Annotated in this window: 23 protein-coding genes and 1 tRNA gene; 8 read left to right on the top strand and 16 right to left on the bottom strand. The window is 64.7% G+C overall.

The window, feature by feature from the left end; genetic code table 11:
• The first annotated feature begins 6 nt into the window (after window positions 1-6).
• The 5 genes from ACGHJ7_RS05480 to purQ all read left to right on the top strand — a co-directional run bounded on the left by ACGHJ7_RS05480 (window position 7) and on the right by purQ (window position 4,824).
• Window positions 7-81: transfer RNA gene (locus ACGHJ7_RS05480), tRNA-Phe, on the top strand.
• Window positions 82-109: 28 nt separating this feature from the next.
• Window positions 110-916: a phosphoribosylaminoimidazolesuccinocarboxamide synthase gene (gene purC, locus ACGHJ7_RS05475; RefSeq protein ID WP_390475176.1), complete on the top strand. Its 807-nt coding sequence runs from the start codon at window positions 110-112 to the stop codon at window positions 914-916.
• A 45-nt stretch (window positions 917-961) separates the two neighbouring features.
• Window positions 962-3,823 (top strand): M16 family metallopeptidase, encoded by a 2,862-nt coding sequence (locus ACGHJ7_RS05470; protein ID WP_390475173.1) that lies wholly within the window; start codon window positions 962-964, stop codon window positions 3,821-3,823.
• A 91-nt stretch (window positions 3,824-3,914) separates the two neighbouring features.
• Complete coding sequence (gene purS / locus ACGHJ7_RS05465) at window positions 3,915-4,148, top strand: phosphoribosylformylglycinamidine synthase subunit PurS (protein WP_390475171.1); 234 nt, start codon at window positions 3,915-3,917, stop codon at window positions 4,146-4,148.
• 4 nt (window positions 4,149-4,152) lie between these two features.
• Entirely contained in the window at window positions 4,153-4,824 is a 672-nt protein-coding gene (gene purQ / locus ACGHJ7_RS05460; RefSeq protein WP_390475169.1) for a phosphoribosylformylglycinamidine synthase subunit PurQ, read from the top strand.
• Window positions 4,825-4,878: 54 nt separating this feature from the next.
• Here the strand turns inward: purQ and ACGHJ7_RS05455 are convergent, their stop codons facing one another.
• From ACGHJ7_RS05455 to ACGHJ7_RS05445, 3 genes are all read right to left on the bottom strand, one after another.
• Window positions 4,879-7,200, bottom strand: a complete 2,322-nt coding sequence (locus ACGHJ7_RS05455) for a putative bifunctional diguanylate cyclase/phosphodiesterase (RefSeq protein ID WP_390475167.1) — start codon at window positions 7,198-7,200, stop codon at window positions 4,879-4,881.
• A gap of 100 nt (window positions 7,201-7,300) precedes the next feature.
• Window positions 7,301-9,124, bottom strand: coding sequence for a glutamine--fructose-6-phosphate transaminase (isomerizing) (gene glmS, locus ACGHJ7_RS05450; protein WP_390475165.1), 1,824 nt, complete (start codon window positions 9,122-9,124; stop codon window positions 7,301-7,303).
• A gap of 74 nt (window positions 9,125-9,198) precedes the next feature.
• Window positions 9,199-10,119, bottom strand: a complete 921-nt coding sequence (locus tag ACGHJ7_RS05445) for a DMT family transporter (protein WP_390475163.1) — start codon at window positions 10,117-10,119, stop codon at window positions 9,199-9,201.
• A 179-nt stretch (window positions 10,120-10,298) separates the two neighbouring features.
• On the opposite strand from ACGHJ7_RS05445, the gene ACGHJ7_RS05440 reads away from it, so the two are divergent.
• Window positions 10,299-11,819, top strand: coding sequence for a CpaF family protein (locus ACGHJ7_RS05440; protein WP_390475161.1), 1,521 nt, complete (start codon window positions 10,299-10,301; stop codon window positions 11,817-11,819).
• 6 nt (window positions 11,820-11,825) lie between these two features.
• On the opposite strand, the gene ACGHJ7_RS05435 is transcribed toward ACGHJ7_RS05440, so the two are convergent.
• On the bottom strand, window positions 11,826-12,071 hold the full coding sequence (locus ACGHJ7_RS05435; protein WP_390475159.1) for a hypothetical protein: 246 nt from the start codon (window positions 12,069-12,071) through the stop codon (window positions 11,826-11,828).
• A 98-nt stretch (window positions 12,072-12,169) separates the two neighbouring features.
• Here ACGHJ7_RS05435 and ACGHJ7_RS05430 point away from each other — a divergent pair, with 98 nt between their 5' ends.
• A complete protein-coding gene (locus tag ACGHJ7_RS05430) occupies window positions 12,170-12,298 on the top strand; it encodes an entericidin A/B family lipoprotein (protein ID WP_390475157.1) in 129 nt (42 codons plus the stop codon).
• An 83-nt stretch (window positions 12,299-12,381) separates the two neighbouring features.
• On the opposite strand, the gene ACGHJ7_RS05425 is transcribed toward ACGHJ7_RS05430, so the two are convergent.
• From ACGHJ7_RS05425 to ACGHJ7_RS05370, 12 genes are all read right to left on the bottom strand, one after another.
• Window positions 12,382-13,095 (bottom strand): NAD(P)H-binding protein, encoded by a 714-nt coding sequence (locus ACGHJ7_RS05425; RefSeq protein WP_390475155.1) that lies wholly within the window; start codon window positions 13,093-13,095, stop codon window positions 12,382-12,384.
• Window positions 13,088-14,248, bottom strand: coding sequence for a deoxyguanosinetriphosphate triphosphohydrolase (locus tag ACGHJ7_RS05420; protein WP_390475153.1), 1,161 nt, complete (start codon window positions 14,246-14,248; stop codon window positions 13,088-13,090). Before ACGHJ7_RS05420 ends, ACGHJ7_RS05425 begins: the two co-directional genes overlap by 8 nt.
• A 114-nt stretch (window positions 14,249-14,362) precedes the next feature.
• Window positions 14,363-15,064, bottom strand: a complete 702-nt coding sequence (locus tag ACGHJ7_RS05415; RefSeq protein WP_390475151.1) for an aspartate/glutamate racemase family protein — start codon at window positions 15,062-15,064, stop codon at window positions 14,363-14,365.
• A 73-nt stretch (window positions 15,065-15,137) separates the two neighbouring features.
• Window positions 15,138-16,133 (bottom strand): alpha/beta fold hydrolase, encoded by a 996-nt coding sequence (locus ACGHJ7_RS05410; RefSeq protein WP_390475149.1) that lies wholly within the window; start codon window positions 16,131-16,133, stop codon window positions 15,138-15,140.
• Window positions 16,134-16,478 carry a hypothetical protein gene (locus ACGHJ7_RS05405; RefSeq protein ID WP_390475147.1) on the bottom strand — a complete coding sequence of 115 codons (345 nt, stop codon included), beginning with the start codon at window positions 16,476-16,478 and terminating at the stop codon, window positions 16,134-16,136.
• Window positions 16,475-17,938 carry an NAD(P)(+) transhydrogenase (Re/Si-specific) subunit beta gene (locus ACGHJ7_RS05400; protein WP_390475212.1) on the bottom strand — a complete coding sequence of 488 codons (1,464 nt, stop codon included), beginning with the start codon at window positions 17,936-17,938 and terminating at the stop codon, window positions 16,475-16,477. The genes ACGHJ7_RS05405 and ACGHJ7_RS05400 overlap by 4 nt, the downstream gene beginning before the upstream one ends.
• Before the next feature lie 110 nt (window positions 17,939-18,048).
• Window positions 18,049-18,333, bottom strand: coding sequence for an NAD(P) transhydrogenase subunit alpha (locus ACGHJ7_RS05395; protein ID WP_006833497.1), 285 nt, complete (start codon window positions 18,331-18,333; stop codon window positions 18,049-18,051).
• A 2-nt stretch (window positions 18,334-18,335) separates the two neighbouring features.
• The gene (locus ACGHJ7_RS05390) at window positions 18,336-18,770 is read right to left on the bottom strand and encodes a hypothetical protein (protein WP_390475144.1); all 435 of its coding nucleotides are present in this window, start codon (window positions 18,768-18,770) and stop codon (window positions 18,336-18,338) included.
• A 5-nt stretch (window positions 18,771-18,775) separates the two neighbouring features.
• Window positions 18,776-19,204 carry a hypothetical protein gene (locus tag ACGHJ7_RS05385; protein WP_390475142.1) on the bottom strand — a complete coding sequence of 143 codons (429 nt, stop codon included), beginning with the start codon at window positions 19,202-19,204 and terminating at the stop codon, window positions 18,776-18,778.
• Window positions 19,201-19,332 (bottom strand): hypothetical protein, encoded by a 132-nt coding sequence (locus ACGHJ7_RS05380; protein ID WP_390475140.1) that lies wholly within the window; start codon window positions 19,330-19,332, stop codon window positions 19,201-19,203. The genes ACGHJ7_RS05385 and ACGHJ7_RS05380 overlap by 4 nt, the downstream gene beginning before the upstream one ends.
• The gene (locus ACGHJ7_RS05375; RefSeq protein ID WP_390475138.1) at window positions 19,329-20,450 is read right to left on the bottom strand and encodes an NAD(P) transhydrogenase subunit alpha; all 1,122 of its coding nucleotides are present in this window, start codon (window positions 20,448-20,450) and stop codon (window positions 19,329-19,331) included. Before ACGHJ7_RS05375 ends, ACGHJ7_RS05380 begins: the two co-directional genes overlap by 4 nt.
• 4 nt (window positions 20,451-20,454) lie before the next feature.
• Window positions 20,455-20,577 (bottom strand): hypothetical protein, encoded by a 123-nt coding sequence (locus tag ACGHJ7_RS05370; RefSeq protein ID WP_390475136.1) that lies wholly within the window; start codon window positions 20,575-20,577, stop codon window positions 20,455-20,457.
• A gap of 212 nt (window positions 20,578-20,789) precedes the next feature.
• On the opposite strand from ACGHJ7_RS05370, the gene ACGHJ7_RS05365 reads away from it, so the two are divergent.
• The gene (locus ACGHJ7_RS05365) at window positions 20,790-22,208 is read left to right on the top strand and encodes a sigma-54-dependent transcriptional regulator (protein WP_390475134.1); all 1,419 of its coding nucleotides are present in this window, start codon (window positions 20,790-20,792) and stop codon (window positions 22,206-22,208) included.

Below are 22,208 nucleotides of genomic sequence, written 5' to 3'. Positions count from 1 at the left end.
GCGAAGGCCCGGGTAGCTCAGTGGTAGAGCAGGCGATTGAAAATCGCCGTGTCGGTGGTTCGACTCCGCCCCTGGGCACCACTTCTCCCCCTTATTCGAGGGTGTGCCCATGACCCGCCGCCGCAAGATCTACGAAGGCAAGGCCAAGGTCCTTTACGAAGGTCCGGAACCCGGCACGATCATCCAGTATTTCAAGGATGACGCCACCGCCTTCAACGCGGAGAAGAAGGGCACGATCAACGGCAAGGGCGTGATCAACAATCGCATCAGCGAACACGTCTTCACCCGCCTCGGGCATATCGGCATCCCCACGCACTTCATCCGCCGCCTGAACATGCGCGAGCAATTGGTGCGGCAGGTCGAGATCATTCCGATCGAGGTCGTCCTGCGTAACGTGGCAGCCGGATCGATCTGCAAGCGGCTGGGCCTGACCGAAGGCGATCCGCTACCCCACACGCTGATCGAATATTATTACAAGGACGATGCGCTGGGCGATCCGCTGGTGTCGGAAGAGCACATCGCCTGTTTCAACTGGGCCAGCCCGGAGGAAATGCAGGATATCGCCAGCATGGCGATCCGCATCAACGACTTCATGGCCGGGATGTTCGCCGGGATCGACATCCGCCTCGTCGATTTCAAGCTGGAATTCGGCCGCATCTTCGATGGCGATTACAGCCGCGTGATCCTGGCCGACGAGATCAGCCCCGACGGCTGCCGCCTGTGGGACATGAAGACGGGCGAGAAGCTGGACAAGGACCGCTTCCGCCGCGATCTGGGCGGAGAGGAAGAGGCCTACCAGGAAGTCGCCCGCCGCCTCGGCCTGCTGAACGGCGAAAATGACGGCCCGGGCGAGGTCTTCGACATGGAAGCCCATCGCGGCCGGATGCGCGGTTCGCCTGCCAAGCCCAAGAAATAGCGATATTCATTGCCGGTCCACCGACGGACGGGCATTAATGCGCTCATGCGATTTCCCATTCTCGGCGCGTTTGCCGGTCTATCCCTCCTTGCCATTCCCCTTGCCGCGCCTCTTGCGGCGCAGGCACCGTCCGAAGCGACCAAGCCGATGCCGCGCTGGGCCTTTGCGGACAGCGACCTGGAGCCGGAAGACGGCTATGTCTTCGGGCAATTGGGCAATGGGATGCGTTACGTCATCCGCAGCAATGCAACGCCGGAAGGCACGGCGCTGGTCCGCATGGAGATCGAGGCGGGCCGGCTGGACGAGCGGGATAACGAACGCGGGCTGGCCCATTATGTCGAGCACATGGCCTTCAACGGCAGCACCAATGTTCCCGAAGGGGAAATGGTAAAGCTGCTGGAACGCCTCGGCCTGGCCTTCGGTGCGGACACCAACGCCGCGACCGCGTTTCATTTCACCCAGTACATGCTCGACCTGCCGCGCGCGGACGAGGAACTGCTCGACATTGCGCTGTTCCTGATGCGCGAAACGGCGAGCGAACTGCTGTTCGACGAAGGCGCGGTGGAACGCGAACGCGGTGTCCTGATCGCGGAACGCCGCGACCGGACGAATTACGCCGCCATCGCCGCCGCCGACCAGATCGATTTCTTCGTCCCCGGCTCCATGCTGTCGAACCGCTACCCGCTGGTCGACCGGGAAGATGTCGACACCGCGACGGCGGCCGACCTGAAGGCGTTCTGGCAGCGAACCTACATCCCCGCCAATACGACGCTGGTCGTGGTGGGTGATTTCGACGCAAGGGCGGTCGAGCAAAAGATCCGCGCAGGCTTTGCCGACTGGCAGGCCGCACCGGACATACCGCAATCTTCCGCCGGGCCGGTGCAACCGGATTACAGGGGCGCGAGCGAGATCTACACCGATCCCGCGCTCGATGCGCAGATCGCGGTGGCGCGTCTGGGACCGTGGATCGACCGGCCGGATACGGCGGAAAACCGGCGCGAGGCGGTCATCCGGTCCGTCGGTTATGCGATCGTCAACCGCCGCCTTCGCCGCCTGACCCTGTCGGAAGAACCGCCCTTCCGCGGCGCTTCGTTCCGCACGTCCGACATCTTCGAAGCCGGTCGCCAGACCTCGCTCACCGTCGCCGCTCTCGAAGGGGACTGGCAGCGCGGCATGAGGGCCGCGGCGCAGGAATATGCGCGGATCATGCAGCACGGCGTGACCGAAGCGGAAATCGCGGAGCAGGTCGCGCGCCGCCGGACCGCGCTGGAAAACGACGTCGCCGGCGCTGCGACCCGCAACCACGCCGCCTATGTGAACGCCGCCGTCGCCCTCGCCCGCGACGAGTTCGTACCCGTCTCTCCCGAGACGCAGCTCGCCCTGTTCGAACAGGCCGTGGCGGACCTTACGCCCGAAGCGGTCATCCGGGCCCTGCGCGGCGATGTCATCGCCCTGGACGAACCGCTGATCAGGTATCAGGGCAGGAGCGTGCCGGAAGGCGGCGAACAGGCTTTGCGCGAGGTCTGGAACACCGCTGTAGCCATGCCCGTGGACCCGCCCGCCAGCAGTGCATTCGATGCTTTCCCCTATACCGATTTCGGGGAACCGGGCACGGTCGTGTCCGACACGCTGGGCGAAGAACTCGGCATCCGGCGGATCGTGTTCGACAACGGCGTCCGCCTGAACCTGAAGCGGACTAAGCTGGAAGATGACCGGGTCCGCGTGCGCTATACGCTGGATGGCGGGGACTGGCTCGAGACGCGCGAGGACCCCAGTGCCATCGCCCTTGCTGCCTTGCTCCCCAGCGCCGGGCTGGGCAAATTGTCGGCCGACGAACTGGCTACGGTCCTTGCCGGTCGCAATGCAGCCTTCCGTTTCAGCGCCGCGCCGGACAGCTTCAACGGGCAGGTCACGACGACGCCGCGCGACCTAGAGGTCCAGCTGCAACTGATCGCGGCTTACCTCACCGATCCCGGCTACCGCACGGAAGCCCTGGTGCGGTATCGCAATTCGCTGCAGGATTACTTCGCCCGGCTGAGGGCCACGCCGCAAAGCGCCCTGCAGGCGAAGGAAGGTCGCATCCTGTCGGACAACGATCCCCGCTTCACCCTGAAGGACGAGGCGACCTATCGCGCGCTGGAACTTGAAGGGCTGCAGGCGGCCATCGGTGACCGGCTTGCCCGCGGGGCACTGGAAATCGCACTGGTGGGCGATGTGGACGAAGACGCCGCCATCCGCCTGGTCGCGCAGACGCTGGGCGCCCTGCCCGTGCGAGAGGCCGATTTCACAACGCCTCCCGGAGCGCGGGAGCGCAGCTTCACCTCCGATCGCAGCGACCGCGTACTGACCCATACCGGAGAGGCGGATCAGGGGCTCATTTCCTTCACATGGCCCACCACCGATGCCTCCGATCCCGACACTACTGTCGGGCTGGCACTGCTGCGCGCGGTACTCGACCTCGAAATCACGGAAGAGCTGCGAGAGCGTCTCGGCGATGCCTATTCTCCGCGCGTCACCAGCAATCCGGCGCGCTATTACGATGGTTACGGCACGTTCACGGTCGCGGCAGGCATCGATGTAGAGCGGCTGGACGCGGCCCGCGCCGCGATCGAGACAACGGTCGAACGCCTGCGAACGGAGCCTGTTTCGGACGATCTGCTCCAGCGGGCGCGCCAGCCCATTCTGGAGAATTTCGACAATGCCCTGAAAAGCAATTCCGGCTGGATGAGCTATGTCGCCCGGGCCCAGAGCGAGCCGGACAGGATCACGCGCTTCCTGGCCGCGCGGGACCGCTACAATGCCTTTACCCCGCAGGCGGTGCAGGCTCTGGCAGCGCGCTATCTCGGCGCCGGGGACGCGGTCGTCATCACCGTGCTGCCGGAAGGCTTCGCAGACGCATCACAGTGATAAGCACGCCTGCGCCGATTGCGTGCAGGCTGCATCACGGTATAGGGCGGCGATACAGAATCGCCCCCCGTCACAGCAGGATCGAAGCCCCATGAAAGTTCGCGTCCATGTCAGCCTGAAGCCCGGTGTCCTCGATCCGCAGGGGCGCGCCGTGCATCACGCGCTGGAAGGTCTCGGCTTTTCCGGCGTCGACAATGTCCGCATCGGCCGCACGATCGAACTCGACGTGGCGGACTCAACCGGAGACGAGCAGCTGGAAAAGATGTGCGAGCAGCTCCTCGCCAATACGGTGATCGAGGATTACCGCATCGAGAAGGTGGGCTGATCCGATGAAGAGCGCTGTCGTTACCTTCCCCGGTTCCAATTGCGACCGCGACATGGCGGTGGGCATCGAACTGGTCACCGGAACCGCGCCGCAGCGTATCTGGCATGGCGACAGCGAACTGCCTGCCGACCTCGATTTCATCGCCCTGCCCGGCGGTTTTTCCTACGGCGATTACCTGCGTTCCGGTGCCATGGCGGCGAACAGCCCGATCATGCGCGAGATCGTGGCGGCGGCGGGCCGCGGTGTGCCGGTACTGGGTGTGTGCAACGGGTTCCAGGTCCTGACCGAGGCGCGGCTGCTGCCGGGTGCCCTGATGCGGAACAAGCAGCAGACATTCATCTGCCGCGATGCCGTGCTGACGGTCGAAAACGCGCAGTCGCTGTTCACCGCGCGCTTCGATGCCGGGCAGACGATCACTATCCCGGTGGCGCATCATGACGGCAATTATTTCGCCGACGACGCCGTGCTCGACCGGCTTGAGGGCGAAGGCCGCGTGGCCTTCCGCTATGCCGACAACGTCAACGGCTCGCAGCGCGGCATTGCCGGCGTTCTGAACGAGGCCGGCAACGTGCTGGGCATGATGCCACACCCCGAACGCGCGGTGGAGGATGCCCACGGCCTGACCGACGGTCGCGTCATTTTCGAAAGCGTGCTGGACGCCCTCGCCCCCGCCTGATTTGAGAGCCTGATCCGAGAGCGTGGTTTCAGGACGCGCCCGGTCGATTCTGGCCTAGGCCCTCATCTGCTGCTGGTGACGTAGCACGGAATGCACTTCGTCCACCGGCATCGGACGACCGAAATAGTATCCCTGGATCTTGGTGCAGCCCATGTTGCGGATCATCTCCGCCTCACCGGCCGTTTCCACGCCTTCCGCCGTGGTCGTCATGTCGAGGCTCTGCGCCATGGCGACGACGGCGCGGATGATGGCCTCGCTCTCGCGGGCGCCCTGTGCTGCGCCCTGCACGAAGGTGCGATCGACCTTGATCGTCGAGAAGCGCAGTTCCCTGATATAGCCGAGCGAGGAATAGCCCGTCCCGAAATCGTCGAGCGCGATCTGGCAGCCCAGCGCCATCACCTGTTCCAGCGCGGCGCGGGCGACACTGGCATCGCGCAGGAAGATGCTTTCCGTGACCTCGATCTCGAGCCTTTGAGGGTCGAGATTGGCGCGGGACAGGGCCTGGACGACCGTGTTCGGGAAATCAGGCTCCAGCAGCTGTTCCGGCGAGACGTTGATGTTGACCCGGACATGCGATGGCCACTTGGCCGCTTCCATGCAGGCCTGCTGCAGGACCCAGGTGCCGATCGGCACGATCAGGCGAGTTTCCTCTGCCAGCGGGATGAATTTGGCCGGGCTGACGAAACCGTGGTCCCGGCTGTTCCAGCGCACCAGCGCTTCGAAACTGACGAGGTCTTCCGACCCTGCATTCACCACCGGCTGGTAATGCAGCAGCAATTCGTTCCGCTCCAGCGCCTTGCGTAGCGAGAACTCCAGTTGGCGGCGTTCCTCTGCCGATGCATGCAGGGCGGGCTCGTAGGTGAAGTGCTCGCCGCCGCCCTCGTCCTTGGACCGGTAGAGCGCGAGGTCGGCATTGCGCATCAGTTCCTCGACCGACTTGCCGTCGCGCGGGGCCACGGCGGAACCCACGCTCGCCCCGACATAAAGCGTATGGTTATCGACGGCATAGGGCTCCGACAGGCGCGAGATGATTTTGTTGGCGACTTTCGACACCACGGCGGGGTCGGACGCCTCGCGGATGACGATGGCGAATTCGTCACCGCCCAACCGGCCGCAGATCTCGTTCTCGCCGCAGATTTCCTTCAGCCGTTCGGCGACCTTTTCCAGCAACCGGTCGCCGACCTGGTGACCGAGCGAATCGTTGACCTGCTTGAACCGGTCGAGGTCGATCATCAGGAACGCGCAGCGCGAACGCCACTGGCGGGCATAGCGCATCGCATCGCCCAGCGATTCGTTCAGCATCAGGCGGTTCGGCAGCTTGGTCAGCGTGTCGTAGCGCGCCAGGTAGGCGATCTTCTCGGTCGATTCGCGCTGTTCGGTTACGTCGGACCCGACGCCGCGGAAGCCCACGTGCTTGCCGTGGTTATCGAGCATCGGCGTGCCCGACAGCTCCCACCAGCGGTTCTTGCCGTTGATCGTGACCTTGACCAGCAACGCAGAGAAGCTTTCGCGGCGCTTCAGGCGTTCGGCGAGATCATGGAGGCTGGTAGGAAACTGGCCGGTTTCCCAATGCTCGCCCGAGATGAGTTCGAGAAACGGCTTGCCCTCGACATCGGCAGAATCCAGCCCCAGCGCAAACGCGAAGCGCGGGGAGGCGGAGCGAATGCGCCGCGAGGTATCGATCTGCCACAGCCAGTCAGCCTCGTTTTCCTCGAATTCGCGCAGCAGCAGAGACACGACTTCCGACCGCTCGTTCATGCCGTCTTCGGCAAGGCTGCCGCGCAGGAACGTGTCGGCGCGCACGATGAAGCCCCAGCACGCGATGGGCAGCATGACGCCTGCTGCAAATGCCGCAGAGAGATACCCCGCCGCGAGCAGCGACGCGGCGCCCGGCACCATCACGATGACGGAGAACAGGATCGCGCCCATGGGCGCCGTGCCCAGCGTGATGGTAATCCCGGTAATGACGGCAGCGATAACGGCCCAGACTGCGAGCACATCGGCCGGCGTACCGAAATACAGCGCCAATGGGCTGGCAAGGCTCCAGGCCAAAGCGGCGGAGATCGTGCCGCGCAAGTGACGCGCGGCAGCCCCCTTGCTGAGCGTGCGACCCGGTTTCGCCTTCAAGTCCATGTCGGCCTGGAACATCAGGCCCAGCGACGCGGCTATGAACGCAATCCAGCCAATCAGGATCGCGATCGGCACGATGGGGTAGAGGATGGTCGCCGTGACAAGGGCAAGCGTGGCATGGCTCGCCATGCGAAGCACGATTTTCGATGCCGGCACGGAGTGCTGGATCGCCCGCAGCCGGGGCCAGTCGAGATCGCCCTCCTCACGCAGGCCCAGCAGGCTCGCGAGCGGCAGTTTTTTCGGCAAGGGCCGGCGGTTTGGAGCGGAGGCGGTCACCCGTCCGCCGCTAACCCACAAAGGTTAGGGGGCAGTTAAGGATAGACCCCCAATTCGCCCTCCGAAACGATTACTCCACCGTCACCGATTTGGCGAGATTGCGCGGCTGGTCGACATCCGTCCCCTTCGCCACGGCCACGTGATAGGCCAGCAACTGGACCGGCACCGCGTAGACCAGCGGCGCAATCAGCGGATGCACCTTCGGCATCTGGATCGTCGCCAGGCATCCCTCGCCTGCTTCGGCCAGGCCTTCCTCGTCCGAGATCAGCACGATCTGCCCGCCGCGGGCGCGCACTTCCTGCATGTTCGACACGGTCTTCTCGAACAGCGGCCCGCTGGGGGCAAGGACGATGACGGGCACATGCTCGTCGATCAGCGCGATGGGGCCGTGCTTCATCTCGCCCGACGCATATCCCTCTGCGTGGATGTAGCTGATTTCCTTCAGTTTCAGCGCGCCTTCCATGGCCATCGGATAGTCCGGTCCGCGGCCCAGATAGAGCACGTCCCGCGCAGGCGCGATGAGGTGCGCCATGCCGGCAATATCCTCGTCATGGTCCAGCGCGGCATTGAGGCAGGCGGGCGCTTCCAGCAGGTGATGGACCACCTCTTCCTCTTCTGCGCGCGTCATGTGGCCGTTCTTCACCGCCAGATGGGCTGCAAGCCCAGCCAAAACCGCCAGCTGGCAGGCGAACGCCTTGGTGCTGGCGACACCGATTTCCGGGCCGGCATGGGTCGGCAGCAGCAGGTCCGCCTCTCGCGCCATGGAGCTGGTCGGCACGTTGACGACTGCGGCAATGGTCTGGCCGGCCTGCTTGCAATGGCGAAGCGCCGCCAGCGTGTCGGCCGTCTCCCCGCTCTGCGAGATGAACAGCGACAGGCCGCCCTCTTCCAGCACCGGTTCCCGGTACCGGAACTCGGACGCCACATCGACATCGACCGGAACGCGGGCGAACTGTTCGAACCAGTATTTCGCGACCATGCCTGCGTAATAGGAAGTGCCGCAGGCGACGATGGTGATGCGCTTCACGCTCGACAGATCGAAATCGATCTGCGGCAGGGCAACGCTGTCGTCGCTCTGCCGGACATAGCTGGCCAGCGTCTGGGCGACGACGGTCGGCTGCTCGAAAATCTCTTTCTGCATGAAGTGGCGGTAATTGCCCTTCTCGACCGCCGCGGCCGATGCACCGGATGCCACGATAGGACGCTCGACCGGCGCATTCTCGCCGTCGAAGACCTGCGCGGTATCGCGGGTGATGGCGACCCAGTCACCTTCCTCGAGATAGCTGATCTCTTGCGTCAGCGGGGCGAGCGCCAGCGCGTCGGACCCCAGATACATCTCACCCTCGCCATAGCCGACGACCAGCGGGGAACCCAGCCGCGCGCCGATCAAGAGGTCGGGATGGTCCCGGAACGCGATGGCCAGCGCGAAGGCACCGCGAAGGCGCGGCAGGACGGTCTGTACGGCATCCTGCGGGGACGCACCGTTCTCCACCTCGCGAGACACGAGATGCGCGACGACTTCGCTGTCGGTATCGCTTTCCAGCGTCCGTCCGTCGGCCTGCAATTCCTCGCGCAGGGCGCGGAAATTTTCGATGATGCCGTTGTGGACCAGCGCGACGTGATCGGTCGCATGGGGATGCGCGTTGGCCGCCGTGGGCGCGCCATGCGTGGCCCAGCGGGTATGGGCGATGCCGACATGGCCGGGCGCGGGATTGCCTGCCAGTTCCTCCACCAGGTTGGCGAGCTTTCCCTCCGCCCGGCGGCGGATAAGGTCGCCGTCATGCAGGGTGCAGATCCCGGCGCTGTCATAGCCGCGATATTCCATCCGCTTCAGGCCATCGACCAACCGGTCCGCAACGGGCGCCGCGCCCGCAATCCCGATAATTCCACACATCGGCTAAAATCTTCCTGCTGGTCTTGAGTTGGGTAAGGTTGGCAGCCTGTTAGCTGTAAATTCCTACCATTGCACTATCGCGCGGTCCCTTTCGCAACGCTTACCTTCGGTGCCGCCCCGGAAGGCGTGCTGCGCCACAGGATAAGGCCTGCACAGATGATGACCGCGCCGCCTGCCAGCGTCACCGCGTCGGGCACGTCGCCGAACCACCACCAGCCCAGCGTGATCGCGACCAGCATCTGGAGATAGGTGGTCGGCGCAATGGTGGATGCACCGGCCCTTTCGGTGCCGAGAAAAACCAGCCAGTGCGCCGTGCTGGCAGTGACCGCGACAATCAGGCAGCGCGCGATAACGCTCCAGTCCGGCAAATCGACGCGCAGGCTCTCGATTCCGCTCACATGCCCGGCATACGCCGCCACGACCAGCAGCGGCGCTGCGACGAGCGCCATGAACGCCTGCATCGAGAGCGCGCTGCCCTGCCCGCCGGCTGCCCGGTTGGCGACGATCATCAGGCTGAAAAACAGCGCAGAGGCCAGCGGCAGGAACGCTGCCGGCCCGAGCGCCGCGACATTCGGGCGCAGGACCAGCGCAACGCCGCACAGCGCGATGACGCTGGCTGCGACAACTGGCAAACGGATCGCCTCTTTCAGGAAAATCGCGCTGAAAACGGCGGTCAGGACCGGCGCGACAAAGGCCAGCGCCATGGCCGAGGCAAGCGGCATCACGAAGACCGCGCTGAAGAAGCACAGGCTGGCCGCGGCAAGGCAGAACCCCCTTCCCGCTTGCAACCAGGGATTCTTCGGACGAAATGCACCCGCCCCTTCCTTCACGAACAGCAATACGGACAGCCCGATCGCGCCGAGCGAGAACCGCAAGGCGGCAACCGCCAGCGGCGGCCATTCGCCCGCCATCGTCTTGATCACTGCATCGCCGACCGACAGCGTGGCAAAACCTGCCGCCGCCAGCATCAGTCCCGTGCGTTCGTTATCTCTCATCGGGGGGTCCGGATCATGCGCAGCGCCTAGTCCAGCACAGGTACGCGGACCATAGCCGCCGCGCCATTTAGGAAAAAAATAAGGTTTCCATCCTATTCACCAATTCCAGAAAGGCCTCCTTCGCCATACGCATGTGAGGCCGGATCAAGCTTAGCGGATTTATCCGGGGGACGATGGAAATGAGTGCATTCGGACGCAGGAACGGGCCAGCGGGTGGTCGTTCGTCTTTTGGCGTCGCGCGGCCCATGAAGGGTGGCGGCAATGCGAAACCGGCCGAACAGGCGCCCCCTCCCGGCGGAGAACAGTTCCCGCCCTTGCCCGGCGACACCGGGGCGGATGTGCCGGGCGCGTCCACTGGACAGCCGAACAAGGACGACGCGATGACCCGCCTCGCGGACCGCGCCAACGCGATCCACGAACAGCAGGAAATCGGCGGCTTCGAAGCCAGCGTCCACAAGATCAAGGAGCAGGTGCTCCCCCGCCTGCTCGAACGCGTCGATCCCGAAGCGGCCGCCACGCTTTCCAAGGAAGAACTGTCGGAAGAATTCCGCCCGATCATCATGGAAGTGCTGGCCGAACTGAAGGTCACGCTGAACCGGCGCGAGCAGTTCGCGCTGGAAAAGGTGCTGATCGACGAACTGTTGGGCTTCGGTCCGCTGGAAGAGCTGCTGAACGATCCCGACGTGTCGGACATCATGGTCAACGGTCCGGACCAGACCTATATCGAGAAGAAGGGCAAGCTGGTCATCGCCCCGATCCGGTTCCGCGACGAACAGCATTTGTTCCAGATCGCCCAACGCATCGTGAACCAGGTGGGACGCCGCGTCGACCAGACGACGCCGCTGGCCGACGCTCGCCTCAAGGACGGCAGCCGTGTGAACGTGATCGTGCCCCCGCTCAGCCTGCGCGGCACCGCGATTTCCATTCGTAAGTTCTCCGAGAAACCGATCACCCTCGACATGCTCAAGGAATTCGGTTCCATGAGCGACAAGATGTGTACCGCGCTGAAAATCGCGGGCGCCTGCCGCATGAACATCGTCATTTCGGGCGGTACGGGTTCGGGTAAGACCACCATGCTCAACGCCCTGTCGAAGATGATCGACCCGGGCGAGCGCGTCCTGACCATCGAGGATGCGGCCGAACTCCGCCTGCAGCAGCCGCACTGGCTGCCGCTGGAAACGCGCCCGCCGAACCTGGAAGGGCAAGGCGCCATCACCATCGGCGACCTGGTGAAGAACGCCCTGCGTATGCGTCCCGACCGCATCATCCTGGGTGAGATTCGCGGCGCGGAATGTTTCGACCTTCTCGCGGCCATGAACACCGGCCATGACGGCTCAATGTGTACGCTTCACGCCAACTCGGCGCGCGAATGCCTCGGCCGTATGGAAAACATGATCCTGATGGGCGACATCAAGATTCCGAAGGAAGCCATCAGCCGCCAGATCGCCGAATCCGTCGACCTGATCGTGCAGGTGAAACGCCTGCGCGACGGTTCGCGCCGGACCACCGGGATCACGGAAGTCATCGGCATGGAAGGCGACGTGATCGTGACGCAGGAGCTCTTCAAGTTCGAATATCTCGACGAGAGCGAGGACGGCAAGATCATCGGCGAATTCCGTGCGAGCGGCCTCAGGCCCTATACGCTGGAAAAGGCGCGCCAGTTCGGGTTCGACCAGGCGTATCTGGAAGCGTGTCTCTGACGCCGTTCAGCCGGCCCCCATCAGGGCGGGGATAGCCAGCGCCAGAAGGCCGCCGCCGATCACGGCGGAAAACAGGAAGATGCCCGTCCACGGCACCCAGCCGATCCGGTCTATCCGGGTGCGGGCATTGCGCCATCTCTCCGCCAGCATGGCGAACACCGCCAGCAGCAGGAAAGCGCCGCCTGCCAGCGCGACGCGCGCGGCATCGCTCACGAATATCAGCTTGTGGAACCAATCGGGGATCATCGGCATTCTATCTGGGCATCTATCAGGTGGGCGTACGAGAAGCCGTGCTTTGCGCAGCAGTCCGTTCGGATGCATCGACGTTTGTTTGATGAAAGGAATATTCAATGGTTCGCAAGGTACTTCTCGCCGCTGGCATCGCTTCGATGGCTCTCACCGCAACGGCCTGTAACACGGTCAAGGGTGCCGGCCAGGACATCGAATCCGTCGGTGAAGCAGGCGACCGCGCCATCTGATCCGGCCCACCGGAACGCAACGAAACGCCCGCCCCTGATCCGGCGGGCGTTTTCGTATCTGCCTCGCCGGGCCTCGGCGAGCGTTACTCGTCCCCCCCCAGTTCGGGCAGCATCTTGGCCGCGCGCTGCAAGCCTTCGTGTTCATGCACGAACTTGCCCTGAGTCCGCCGTTTGGCCAGCGCAAGCACGGCGTGCGCCATGGTCGAGGCGTGGATCGAGCGGTATTTTTCGTATTTCCGGCGCAGGACCAGATCGGCCACCGGGCTCGCGATACGCCCCAGCCCTTCAAGCGGGCGAAGGTCCGCCTTGCGCGTTCCGCGAAGGAGCCCCGGGCGCAGGATGTCCAGCCGGCGAAAGCCGACCTTGGCCAGCGCCTTTTCCGTCTCGCCCTTAGTTTTGAGGTAGAAATTGTCGGAGAACGCATCCGCCCCGACCGAACTGACGCTGACCATCCGTTCCAGACCCGTATCATGCGCGGCCCGCGCGGTTTGCAGCACCAGGTCATGATCGACGGCGTAAAATTCGTCCTTGTCGCCGCCGACCTTGCGGATCGTGGTGCCCAGCGCGCTCACCAGGACCTCCGCCCGGACTTTCTTCAGGACATCGCCCCATTCGGCCGGATCGGCCACGAACATCTCCATCCGCGCGCCGTCGGGCATCGGGGCCTCGCGGCGGGAGATGGCGACAAGGCGCACATCCTCGCGGCCGACGCACGCTTCCATGACGGCCCGGCCCACCAGGCCCGTCGCCCCGACCAGCACGATGCGGGTGGGCGCGGCAGGATCGTGATCAGACATTGCTGAGACCTTCCGGCGTGGTCCCGTAGATCGCGGCATGGCGAGCGATGGCGTAGCTGTCCGTCATTCCGGCAATGTAATCGACGATATGGCGGCTGCGACCGGGCTCCGTCGACGGCATCGTTGCGGTCCAGCGCCCGCCCATCAGGGCAGGGTCCTGATCATAGGCGGCATACAGTTTCAGGATGACGCTGCGCGCCTTCTCTGCCGTCTCGACCTGGTCGCGGTGCAGATAGAGCCGTTCGTACATGAAGGCCTTGAGCCGCCGCTCGCGCTCGAACATGGCGTCCGAGAACCCGGCAACCGGCCCGTCATGGGTGGCAATGTCCCCGCGCGAGGTCAGTCCGGCCATGCGGGCAGAGGCCGTGGCGATCACATCATTGACCATCACCCCGATCTGGTCGCGCACCAGTTCCCGCAGCCGTGTTTCCTGCCGCGCATCGGGATGGCGGCGAACGACCGCGTCCCACAGTTCGGCCACGAAATCGAGTTCCAGCAGGTCCTCCAGCTTCAGGAAGCCCGCCCGCAGTCCGTCGTCGATATCGTGATTGTCGTAGGCAATATCGTCCGCCACCGCCGCGACCTGCGCTTCGAGCGAGGGCCAGCCGCCGAGTTCCAGCGAATAGTCCCGGTCGAGCGCGGCCAGCGCCCAATGGGGATCGGACACCGGCCCGTTGTGCTTTGCCAGGCCTTCCAGCGTCTCCCACGACAGGTTCAGCCCGACATGGGTGCAATAGGGGCTTTCCAGCCGCATCAGGGTGCGCAGCGTCTGCGCGTTGTGGTCGAACCCGCCATGGCGCTCGACAGAGGCGTTCAACGCCTTTTCCCCTGCATGGCCGAAGGGCGGATGTCCGATATCGTGCGCCAGGCACAGCGCCTCGGTCAGGTCCTCGTCCAGGCCCAGTGCGCGGGCGATGGTCCGGCCGATCTGCGCGACTTCCAGGCTGTGGGTCAGGCGGGTGCGATAGTGATCGCCATCGGGGGCAACGAAGACCTGCGTCTTGCCGCGCAGCCGGCGGAACGCGATCGAATGGATGATGCGGTCGCGGTCGCGCTGGAACGCGCTGCGCGGACCGCGGGTCTCGTCACCGCTGGTGGCAAACTCGCGCCCGCGCGAGGTTTCAGGATCGGCGGCAAGGGGAGAACGCGACATCGCTCAAGCCGATACGAGGGCGCGGCATTGGCGACAACGGGAACAATCGGGCAACATCCGCCCAGCCGCCGGATTGCAGCGGCAGAAGGCCCGCTGTCGGGCCCCGTTCGTCCTCTACGCCTCGTCCGCCATGATCCAGTCGACCGCCGCCTCGCAGTGAATCCGCGCGGAATCGTAGATCGGCAGCACATTGGCATCGACGTCGATCACCATGTCGAGTTCGGTGCAGGCCGACACGACCGCTTTCGCCCCGTCCTGCTGCAATCGCGTGATCAGCGTGCGGAAGAACCGTTCGGACGAGCGCTTCGCCTGTCCGGCCATCAGTTCTTCGTAGATGATGCGGTCCACCTCGTCGACATGGGCCATGTCCGGCGGCAACAGGTCGATGCCCTTCGCCACCAGCCGCTGGCGATAGAAGCTTTCGGTCATGACGTTGCGTGTCCCGATCAGCGAGGCGGCATTGGTCGCCCCCTGCTCCACCATCTTGTCCCCGACGCAATCGGCTATGTGCAGGATGGTGATGTCGACCGCCTCGGCCACCCGGTCATACAGCCGGTGCATCGAATTGGCGCCGATGATCAGCGCACCTGCGCCGGCATCTTCCAGCCGTTTCGCGCTGTCCACCAAGACCTCGCCTGCGCGGTCCCAGTCCGATTCTTCCTTGAGCCCGTGCAGCTGGCTGAAATCGAGGCTTTCGATCAGCAGGGGCGCGCTGGCCATCGGCGCTGCCCGTCGCTGGATGCCCTTGTTTATCCACTTGTAATAGAGACCGGTCGAGACCCAGCTCATCCCGCCGATCAGGCCCAGTTTACGCACGCGAAATCACTCCAGACAAAGGACGACAAGCGCCGGTCGGGGCCGGACGCAATATCGCCTCTCGCTTGCCGGATCAGTTCGCGCTGTCAACCGCCGGGGCGGGATCGGCAGGGGGTTGCGGCGAAGAAATCGACGAGGAGAGCCATGCACGCAGATCGCTCGCCGATCGGTCCGGCGCTTCCTCCATCGGGAGGTGACCGATATCGTCGTACGCCGCCAGCGAGGCGTCGGGCAGGTGCCGCATGAACCATCCGGCCGCGTCATAGGGGATGAGCGCATCCTCCTTCCCCCACATCACCAGCACGGGCAGTTGCAGCGCAGCGACATCGGCCGCGGCAAAGGGTTCGCGCCGTGCCGCGAAGCGGGCGCGGGTCGCCGCCCTCGTGCCGGGATAGCGCGCCAGTTCCCAATAGCGATCGACAGCCTCGGGCGTGACGACCTCCTGGTTGGATACGCTCTGCGACAGGCTTCGCTCGACCAGCGAACGTGGCAGGAACTGGCTGAGTACTGCGCCGACGCCGGGGATACGCGCCAGCGTGAAGGCGAGGTTGCCGCCACTGTCTCGCTCTACAGGGGCGCCGCTGGCATCCACCAGCACCAGTCCGGCAAGGCGTTCGGGATGCTGCAACGCATAGGTCATCGCAACCCCGCCGCCCATCGAATTGCCTGCCAGCACGAACCGCTCGAGGCCGAGCGCATCGGCAATCATCTCGACATCGGCGGCAAAGGCATCGGGCGTGTATTCACCGTCTACGCTCGCGCCGGTCAGTCCGTGGCCGATCTGGTCGAACCGGATGACGCGGTAATCGCCTGACAGCGTTCGCGCCCAAGGCTCCCACGTATGGAGGTCGGCATTCGAGCCATGGAGCAGGACGATAGGCAATCCGCCGCGCGGCCCCTCGTCCCGGATATGGAAAGTGTTTCCATCCGGCATTTCCACGAAACGCGAAGGCTCTCCGCCATATTTCGCGCGCATCTCCGCCGGATCGGTGTCGGGCACGTGCAGCAGCAGGAAAGCGAGCGCGGCGATGGCGACGAGGCCCAGCAGGGTGAGAGCCAGCTTCTTCACCTAGGCCACTCCTCCGCCTGCCTCGCGGGCAATGCCACTGGCGCACAGGGCGGCAGAGGAGCCGGTTACGGCAATCACTTCCGCATCGCCCACGCGCCGCACCCGGGCCAGGAAATCGCGCACGCCGGTGGGTCGCCGGGCCTCCCCATTTTGCGGGGCGAGGCCTTGCAGCTTGCGAAGCTGGTCGATGGTCAGCCGGTCTACCATGCGCGCGGCCATGCAGGACGCCGTGCCATCGCCGACGCCGTTTTTCACCAGCGCGCTTTCGACCCGGCTCTCGGCGATCCGGTCGATGCAGCCTGTCAGGAGCAGCGCGGCACCGGCGACCAGCAGGGCGCGGGTCAATCCATCGCCTTCACGATTTCCTCGACCATCTTCTTGGCATCGGACAGCAGCATCATGGTCTGGTCCATGTAGAACACGTCGTTGTCGACGCCGGCATAGCCCACGCCGCCCATGCTCCGCTTGATGAAGAAGACCTGCTTGGCCTTGTCCACGTCGAACACGGGCATGCCATAGATGGGGCTGGACTTGTCGGTCTTGGCCGCCGGGTTCACGACGTCGTTAGCACCGATGATGAAGGCGACGTCGGCCTGCGCGAATTCGCTATTGATGTCCTCCAGCTCGAACACGTTCTCGTAAGGCACCTGCGCTTCTGCGAGCAGCACGTTCATATGCCCCGGCATGCGCCCGGCGACGGGGTGGATGGCGTATTTCACCTCCACGCCCTTTTCTTCCAGCATGTCGGCCATTTCGCGCAAGGCGTGCTGCGCCTGCGCCACCGCCATGCCGTAGCCGGGGATGATGATGACCTTTTCCGCCTGTTCGAGCATGAAAGCCGCGTCGGCCGCGCTGCCCTGCTTGTAGGGGCGCTGCTCGCGCGCTTCTCCCCCCGCTCCACCGGAATCGTCCGCGCCGAAGCCCCCAGCGATCACGCTGATGAAGCTGCGGTTCATCGCGCGGCACATGATGTAGCTGAGGATCGCGCCGGAGCTGCCGACCAGCGCACCGGTGATGATCATCGCCGTATTGCCCAGCGTGAAGCCCATCGCGGCGGCGGCCCAGCCCGAATAGCTGTTCAGCATCGAGACCACGACCGGCATGTCCGCCCCGCCGATGGGGATGATCAGCAGGAAGCCGATGGCGAAGGCCAGCACCGTCAGCGCGATGATGAGCGGCATGGTCTCGGCAGGTCCGGCCATGGCGAACAGCGCGGTCAGCACGATGATCGCCGCCAGCGTGCCGAGGTTGATCACATGGCGCGCGGGCAAGAGGATCGGCGAACCGCTCATGCGGCCCGACAGTTTCAGGAAGGCGATGACCGAGCCGGAGAAGGTGATCGCTCCGATGGCGATGCCGAGACCCATTTCGACCTTTGAGACCGCCCCGATGCCGGTGTCGGTCAGCAGGCCGAATGCTCCCGGATTGAGATAGGCCGCCCAGCCGACCAGAACTGCGGCAAGGCCAACCAGCGAGTGGAAGGCCGCGACCAGCTCGGGCATCGATGTCATGGCAATGCGACGGGCGATGGTGATGCCGATGACGCCGCCGAGCGCGATGGCAATCAGGATCTCGACGATGTTGGCGATGTCATGCGTCACCAGCGTCGTCACCACCGCAATCAGCATGCCGATCATGCCGAAGCGGTTGCCTGTCCGGCTCGTCGCGGGCGAGGACAGGCCGCGCAGCGCGAGAATGAAGAACACGCCCGACACGAGATAGGCGAGCGCGACCCACGGGTTCACCGGCCCGTGAGCGGCAGCCTCGGCCACTGAGGGCAGACCGGAATCGCCATAGGCATTCATGTATTCGAGACAGGCAGCGTGGGACAGATCGGGCGCACATTCGGTCGCAAAAGCCGGAGATGCAGAGACCGCAACGCTGAGTGGAAGCAGGCGAAGAAGGGTTTGAAGCATCACTTCTTCTCCTTCTTCTTGTACATCGCCAGCATTCGCGCCGTCACCGCGAACCCTCCGAAAATATTCACGGATGCCAGCACGATGCCGAGCAGCCCCAGCCACTTCGCCCCCGGCACATCCGCTGCCGCCGCCGCAATGAGCGCGCCGACGATAATCACGCTCGAGATCGCATTGGTCACCGCCATCAGCGGCGTGTGCAGCGCGGGCGTGACCGACCAGACCACGTAATAGCCGACGAAACACGCCAGCACGAAAATCGACAGGATCGAAATGAAGTCCAAGGTCAGTCCTTCTCTGCTATGCGCGTCGCGGTCCAGGGGAGGACGAAGCCGCGCCCCGTGCTCCAGCTCTGCCCGGTCATCTTTTCGCCTTCCAGGCAAGCGGCGTGGAAATAGGGGCCGCTGTCATCGCTGGTGCGGAAGGACAGGCAGGTGCGGCCTTTCGCCTCGCCAGCGCGGCCGGCCTCTATCGGAGAGCCGTAGAACGAGCCTTCCACGTCCCCGTCGCCAGTCGAGACAAGGGTCATCGGCTGCGCGTAAGGCGGGTCGTCGAGCGATAACCGCAAATCCACGCTCCACTCGCCCGCCCAGGCTGCGGATCGCTCTTCACCCGCATCGGCTGCGCCGTGCGCCGAGCGGGCAGCGGCAGGCTGCGATGCCAGCATGAGCATGGCCGCCGCCAACACCCCGGCGGCAATCCGTGCCTCTCTCGGCGCCATGCAGGTCAAGTGACGCCCGCCGCGGCTTCCATGCGGTCGAGCCCGGCGACGATTTTCGCAATCTCGGCGGCGATCTGTTCTTCTACGGTCTCGCCGTCCGGTTCGCCGCATTCGGCCGTATTGACCTGCCAGAAATGGGCGTAGTCCGAACGAACGACCGCCAGGTCGACTTCCAGCGCCGTGCCCGCAATCCGCTCTTCCAGCGCTTCCATCCGCGCGCGGACCGGGTCGTATTGCGCCAGCCGGTCGTCCTCTACCGTGTAGGGACAGACAGGCTGCAGCCCGGCAACCACTTCGCGCGCGCCATATCGGAAATCCGAGCCGGCCGAAGCCGCGCGGGTATCGTAGCTGCTTGCCCCCGGTTGCATACCGTCGCACCCGGCCAGCGCCAGCGATCCAGTAATGGCTGCGGCGATTCCGAGGCGCATGGTCATCCCTCGCTCGCTTCAATGTTTTCGCCATTCGAAAGCTGGGTGCCTGCGAAGTAACCGGCATTCAAGCCGAGGACGAACAACAGGACCAGACCAATGCCCAGCAGAATGAGCCAAGCTGCACGGTTCATGATTGCAACCTTTCGTGAACGATCTTGCCATGCTTCGTCAGGCGCACTGCGTCGCCGATTTCCTCGTCCAGTTCGACCGTCCCGGCGTCCTTGTCCCAGAAGGCGGACAGGAAATTGAACAGGTTGCGCGCGAACAATGCGGACGCATCGGGGGCGAGATACGCGGGCGTGTTCGAATAGCCCATGAGGGTGACCCCGTGACGCGTCACCAATTCATCGGCCTTGCTGCCCTCGACATTGCCGCCCTGCGCCACGGCAAGGTCGTAGATCACGCTGCCGGGCTTCATCGTCGCAATCTGTTCGTCGGAGATCAGCCTCGGCGCCTCGCGCCCGGGGATCAATGCGGTGGTGATGACGATGTCCTGCTTCGCGATATGCTCGGACACCAGTTTCGCCTGCGCCTGTTGGTATTCCTCGCTCATCTCGGTGGCATAGCCGCCCGAACCCTCGCCCTCGATACCGGCGACATCCTCGACGAAGACGGGTTTCGCGCCGAGCGACTGGATCTGCTCTTTCGTTGCGGAGCGGACATCGGTCGCGCTGACCTGCGCGCCCAGACGCTTCGCCGTGGCGATCGCCTGCAAGCCGGCAACGCCCACGCCCATCACGAAGACCTTCGCCGCCTGCACCGTGCCGGCAGCGGTCATCATCATGGGGAAGGCGCGACCATACTGGTTCGCCGCCGCCATGACCGCCTTGTAGCCAGAGAGGTTGGACTGGCTGGACAGGACATCCATGCTCTGCGCGCGGGTAATGCGCGGCATGAATTCCATCGACAGCGCCTCGAAACCGGCCTTTGCGTAAGCCTCCACGCGGTCACGCTGCTGGAAGGGGTCGAAGGTGGCAGCCACCATCGCACCGTCCTTCGCGCCCGCAAGCGCAAGCGGATCGGGCGCGCGGATGCCCAGCACGATCCCCGCTCCGGTCACCGCCTGCGCGGCGTCCGTGATCGACGCCCCGGCGTTTTCATACTCGCTGTCCGGAATGGAGGCAGTCTCGCCCGCCCCACGCTCGACCGCGACTTCAGCCCCGAGCGCGATGAATTTCTTCGCGGTTTCGGGCGTCAGCGCAACGCGGGTTTCCCCCGCCTCACGCTCTTTCAGGACAGCGATCCTCAACGGATCAGCTTGCGATCATAACAACGACGAGAAACGTGATCACCGCGATCAGCGGGAGGATCCACTTCAGCGATGCGATGAAGCTGGAATAGGTGCTGTTGGCAGCATTCATGTCGTTCGATGCCATGGGAATGATCTCCAATGATAAATTGCCTGTGCGGCGAAAAACTCTGTTGCGCGAAGTCCTATATCCACCCCCCGCGCGCTGCAAGTCCCGCCCGCTGCCCTTCCCCTGCGAACGGCAAGATCGGCACACCTTCTTTTCAGCCTTAACACGAACTTTACCCCGCCGACCTATCACGCCCTTTCTGTACCGCACTGGGACGGTTTTGGGGAACGATGGCCGAGGACGACACCCGCCTGCTGATGCTGATCGACGACGAGCCGGCGCAAAGCCGCCTCGTGACGGCACTCGCCGCGCGCGAGGGCTGGCGTACGCTCGTCGTGAAGGACAGCGAGACCGCGATTGCCACGCTCGGCACGCGCGAGGGCATGCAATTGTCCGCCATCATCCTCGACCAATGGGTGCCGGGCGACGACGCCTGTTCGCTGATAGAGGAACTGAAGGCCCGGCGTCCTGCGCTGCCGATCCTGATGCTGACCACCAGCGCCAGCCCCCTGCTGGCCGTGGAAGCGATGCGCGCGGGCGCCACCGACTACCTGATCAAGCCGGTCGCGCCCGATCGCCTGATGACGGCGCTTCGTAGCTCCACCCGCAAGGAAGCGCCGCGCGACGAATTGCAGCCCCTGACGGAGAAGATCGACGCCGAGCTCGACTTCGATTCGATGATCGGAACCGCGCCCGAATTCCGCACCTCCCTCGCCCGCGCGGCAAAGACGGCACGCGGCCACGGCCATGTCCTGATCGAAGGCGAGCGGGGCACGGGCAAGGAAATGCTGCTGCGTGCGATGCTGGCTGCCAGCCCGCGTGCCAAGGCGCCGTATCGCCTGCTGAATGTCGGCGGCGTTCCGGCCAATTCGATAGAATCCGCATTGTTCGGCCACGAACCCGGCGCCTTTCCCGGCGCGTTCGACCGGCAGATCGGGGCCATCCAGTTCTGCGATGGCGGAACGCTGATCCTCGACGAGATCGACCGGCTGGGGAAAGACCTGCAGGGCCGGCTCGCCTCGGTCATTACCGAGGGCATCGTGCGACCCGTCGGCGCCACCCACGGCTTCAAGGTGGACGTGCGCATCCTCTCCGCCAGCGACCTCCCGCTGGACGACCTGGTCACGACCGGCAATTTCGACGCGGCCCTGTTGCAGGCGATCACGGGCACGCGCATCGTCCTGCCGCCGCTGCGCGAGAGGGCCGGCGATATCGGCGCACTGGCCCGCCATTTCCTGGTCCGCATCGGGGAACAGCCGGGACTGAGGCATCTCTCGCTTGCCGACAGCGCCCTGTCGCTGCTGTGCGCCTATGACTGGCCGGGCAATGTCCGGCAGTTGCAGACCGTCCTGTTCCGCGCTGCCGTGTTCTGCGAGGGCGAATCGCTGACCGCCGGCGATTTCCCGCAACTGTCCGAACTGGTCGGCGAGATCGACGAAAACGCCGCGCCCCTGCACGAAGCCATCGGCGTGATGCTTTATACCGAAGACGGCAATCTGCGCCCGCTCGAGGAAATCGAGGCCGATGTCATCCGCCTCGCCATCGGTCATTATCGCGGGCGGATGACCGAAGTCGCCCGCCGGCTCGGGATCGGGCGCTCGACGCTCTACCGCAAGCTGAGCGATCTCGGCATCGACAATGCCGCTTAG

This window comes from Altererythrobacter sp. MTPC7 (assembly GCF_042851395.1).
In the GTDB taxonomy this organism is placed as follows: domain Bacteria; phylum Pseudomonadota; class Alphaproteobacteria; order Sphingomonadales; family Sphingomonadaceae; genus CAJXSN01.
This window is presented reverse-complemented; position numbering and strand designations above follow the sequence as displayed.

What these genes read in the sequence shown, in the direction of transcription:
- ACGHJ7_RS05425 (WP_390475155.1), bottom strand. Translation starts at nt 13,095, where the DNA reads ATGTCTGATCACGATCCTGCCGCGCCCACCCGCATCGTGCTGGTCGGG.
- ACGHJ7_RS05385 (WP_390475142.1), bottom strand. Translation starts at nt 19,204, where the DNA reads ATGACCATGCGCCTCGGAATCGCCGCAGCCATTACTGGATCGCTGGCG.
- ACGHJ7_RS05365 (WP_390475134.1), top strand. Translation starts at nt 20,790, where the DNA reads ATGGCCGAGGACGACACCCGCCTGCTGATGCTGATCGACGACGAGCCG.
- ACGHJ7_RS05370 (WP_390475136.1), bottom strand. Translation starts at nt 20,577, where the DNA reads ATGGCATCGAACGACATGAATGCTGCCAACAGCACCTATTCCAGCTTC.
- ACGHJ7_RS05470 (WP_390475173.1), top strand. Translation starts at nt 962, where the DNA reads ATGCGATTTCCCATTCTCGGCGCGTTTGCCGGTCTATCCCTCCTTGCC.
- glmS (WP_390475165.1), bottom strand. Translation starts at nt 9,124, where the DNA reads ATGTGTGGAATTATCGGGATTGCGGGCGCGGCGCCCGTTGCGGACCGG.
- ACGHJ7_RS05440 (WP_390475161.1), top strand. Translation starts at nt 10,299, where the DNA reads ATGAGTGCATTCGGACGCAGGAACGGGCCAGCGGGTGGTCGTTCGTCT.
- ACGHJ7_RS05420 (WP_390475153.1), bottom strand. Translation starts at nt 14,248, where the DNA reads ATGTCGCGTTCTCCCCTTGCCGCCGATCCTGAAACCTCGCGCGGGCGC.
- purS (WP_390475171.1), top strand. Translation starts at nt 3,915, where the DNA reads ATGAAAGTTCGCGTCCATGTCAGCCTGAAGCCCGGTGTCCTCGATCCG.
- purC (WP_390475176.1), top strand. Translation starts at nt 110, where the DNA reads ATGACCCGCCGCCGCAAGATCTACGAAGGCAAGGCCAAGGTCCTTTAC.
- ACGHJ7_RS05380 (WP_390475140.1), bottom strand. Translation starts at nt 19,332, where the DNA reads ATGAACCGTGCAGCTTGGCTCATTCTGCTGGGCATTGGTCTGGTCCTG.
- ACGHJ7_RS05430 (WP_390475157.1), top strand. Translation starts at nt 12,170, where the DNA reads ATGGTTCGCAAGGTACTTCTCGCCGCTGGCATCGCTTCGATGGCTCTC.
- purQ (WP_390475169.1), top strand. Translation starts at nt 4,153, where the DNA reads ATGAAGAGCGCTGTCGTTACCTTCCCCGGTTCCAATTGCGACCGCGAC.
- ACGHJ7_RS05400 (WP_390475212.1), bottom strand. Translation starts at nt 17,938, where the DNA reads ATGAATGCCTATGGCGATTCCGGTCTGCCCTCAGTGGCCGAGGCTGCC.
- ACGHJ7_RS05435 (WP_390475159.1), bottom strand. Translation starts at nt 12,071, where the DNA reads ATGCCGATGATCCCCGATTGGTTCCACAAGCTGATATTCGTGAGCGAT.
- ACGHJ7_RS05390 (WP_390475144.1), bottom strand. Translation starts at nt 18,770, where the DNA reads ATGGCGCCGAGAGAGGCACGGATTGCCGCCGGGGTGTTGGCGGCGGCC.
- ACGHJ7_RS05445 (WP_390475163.1), bottom strand. Translation starts at nt 10,119, where the DNA reads ATGAGAGATAACGAACGCACGGGACTGATGCTGGCGGCGGCAGGTTTT.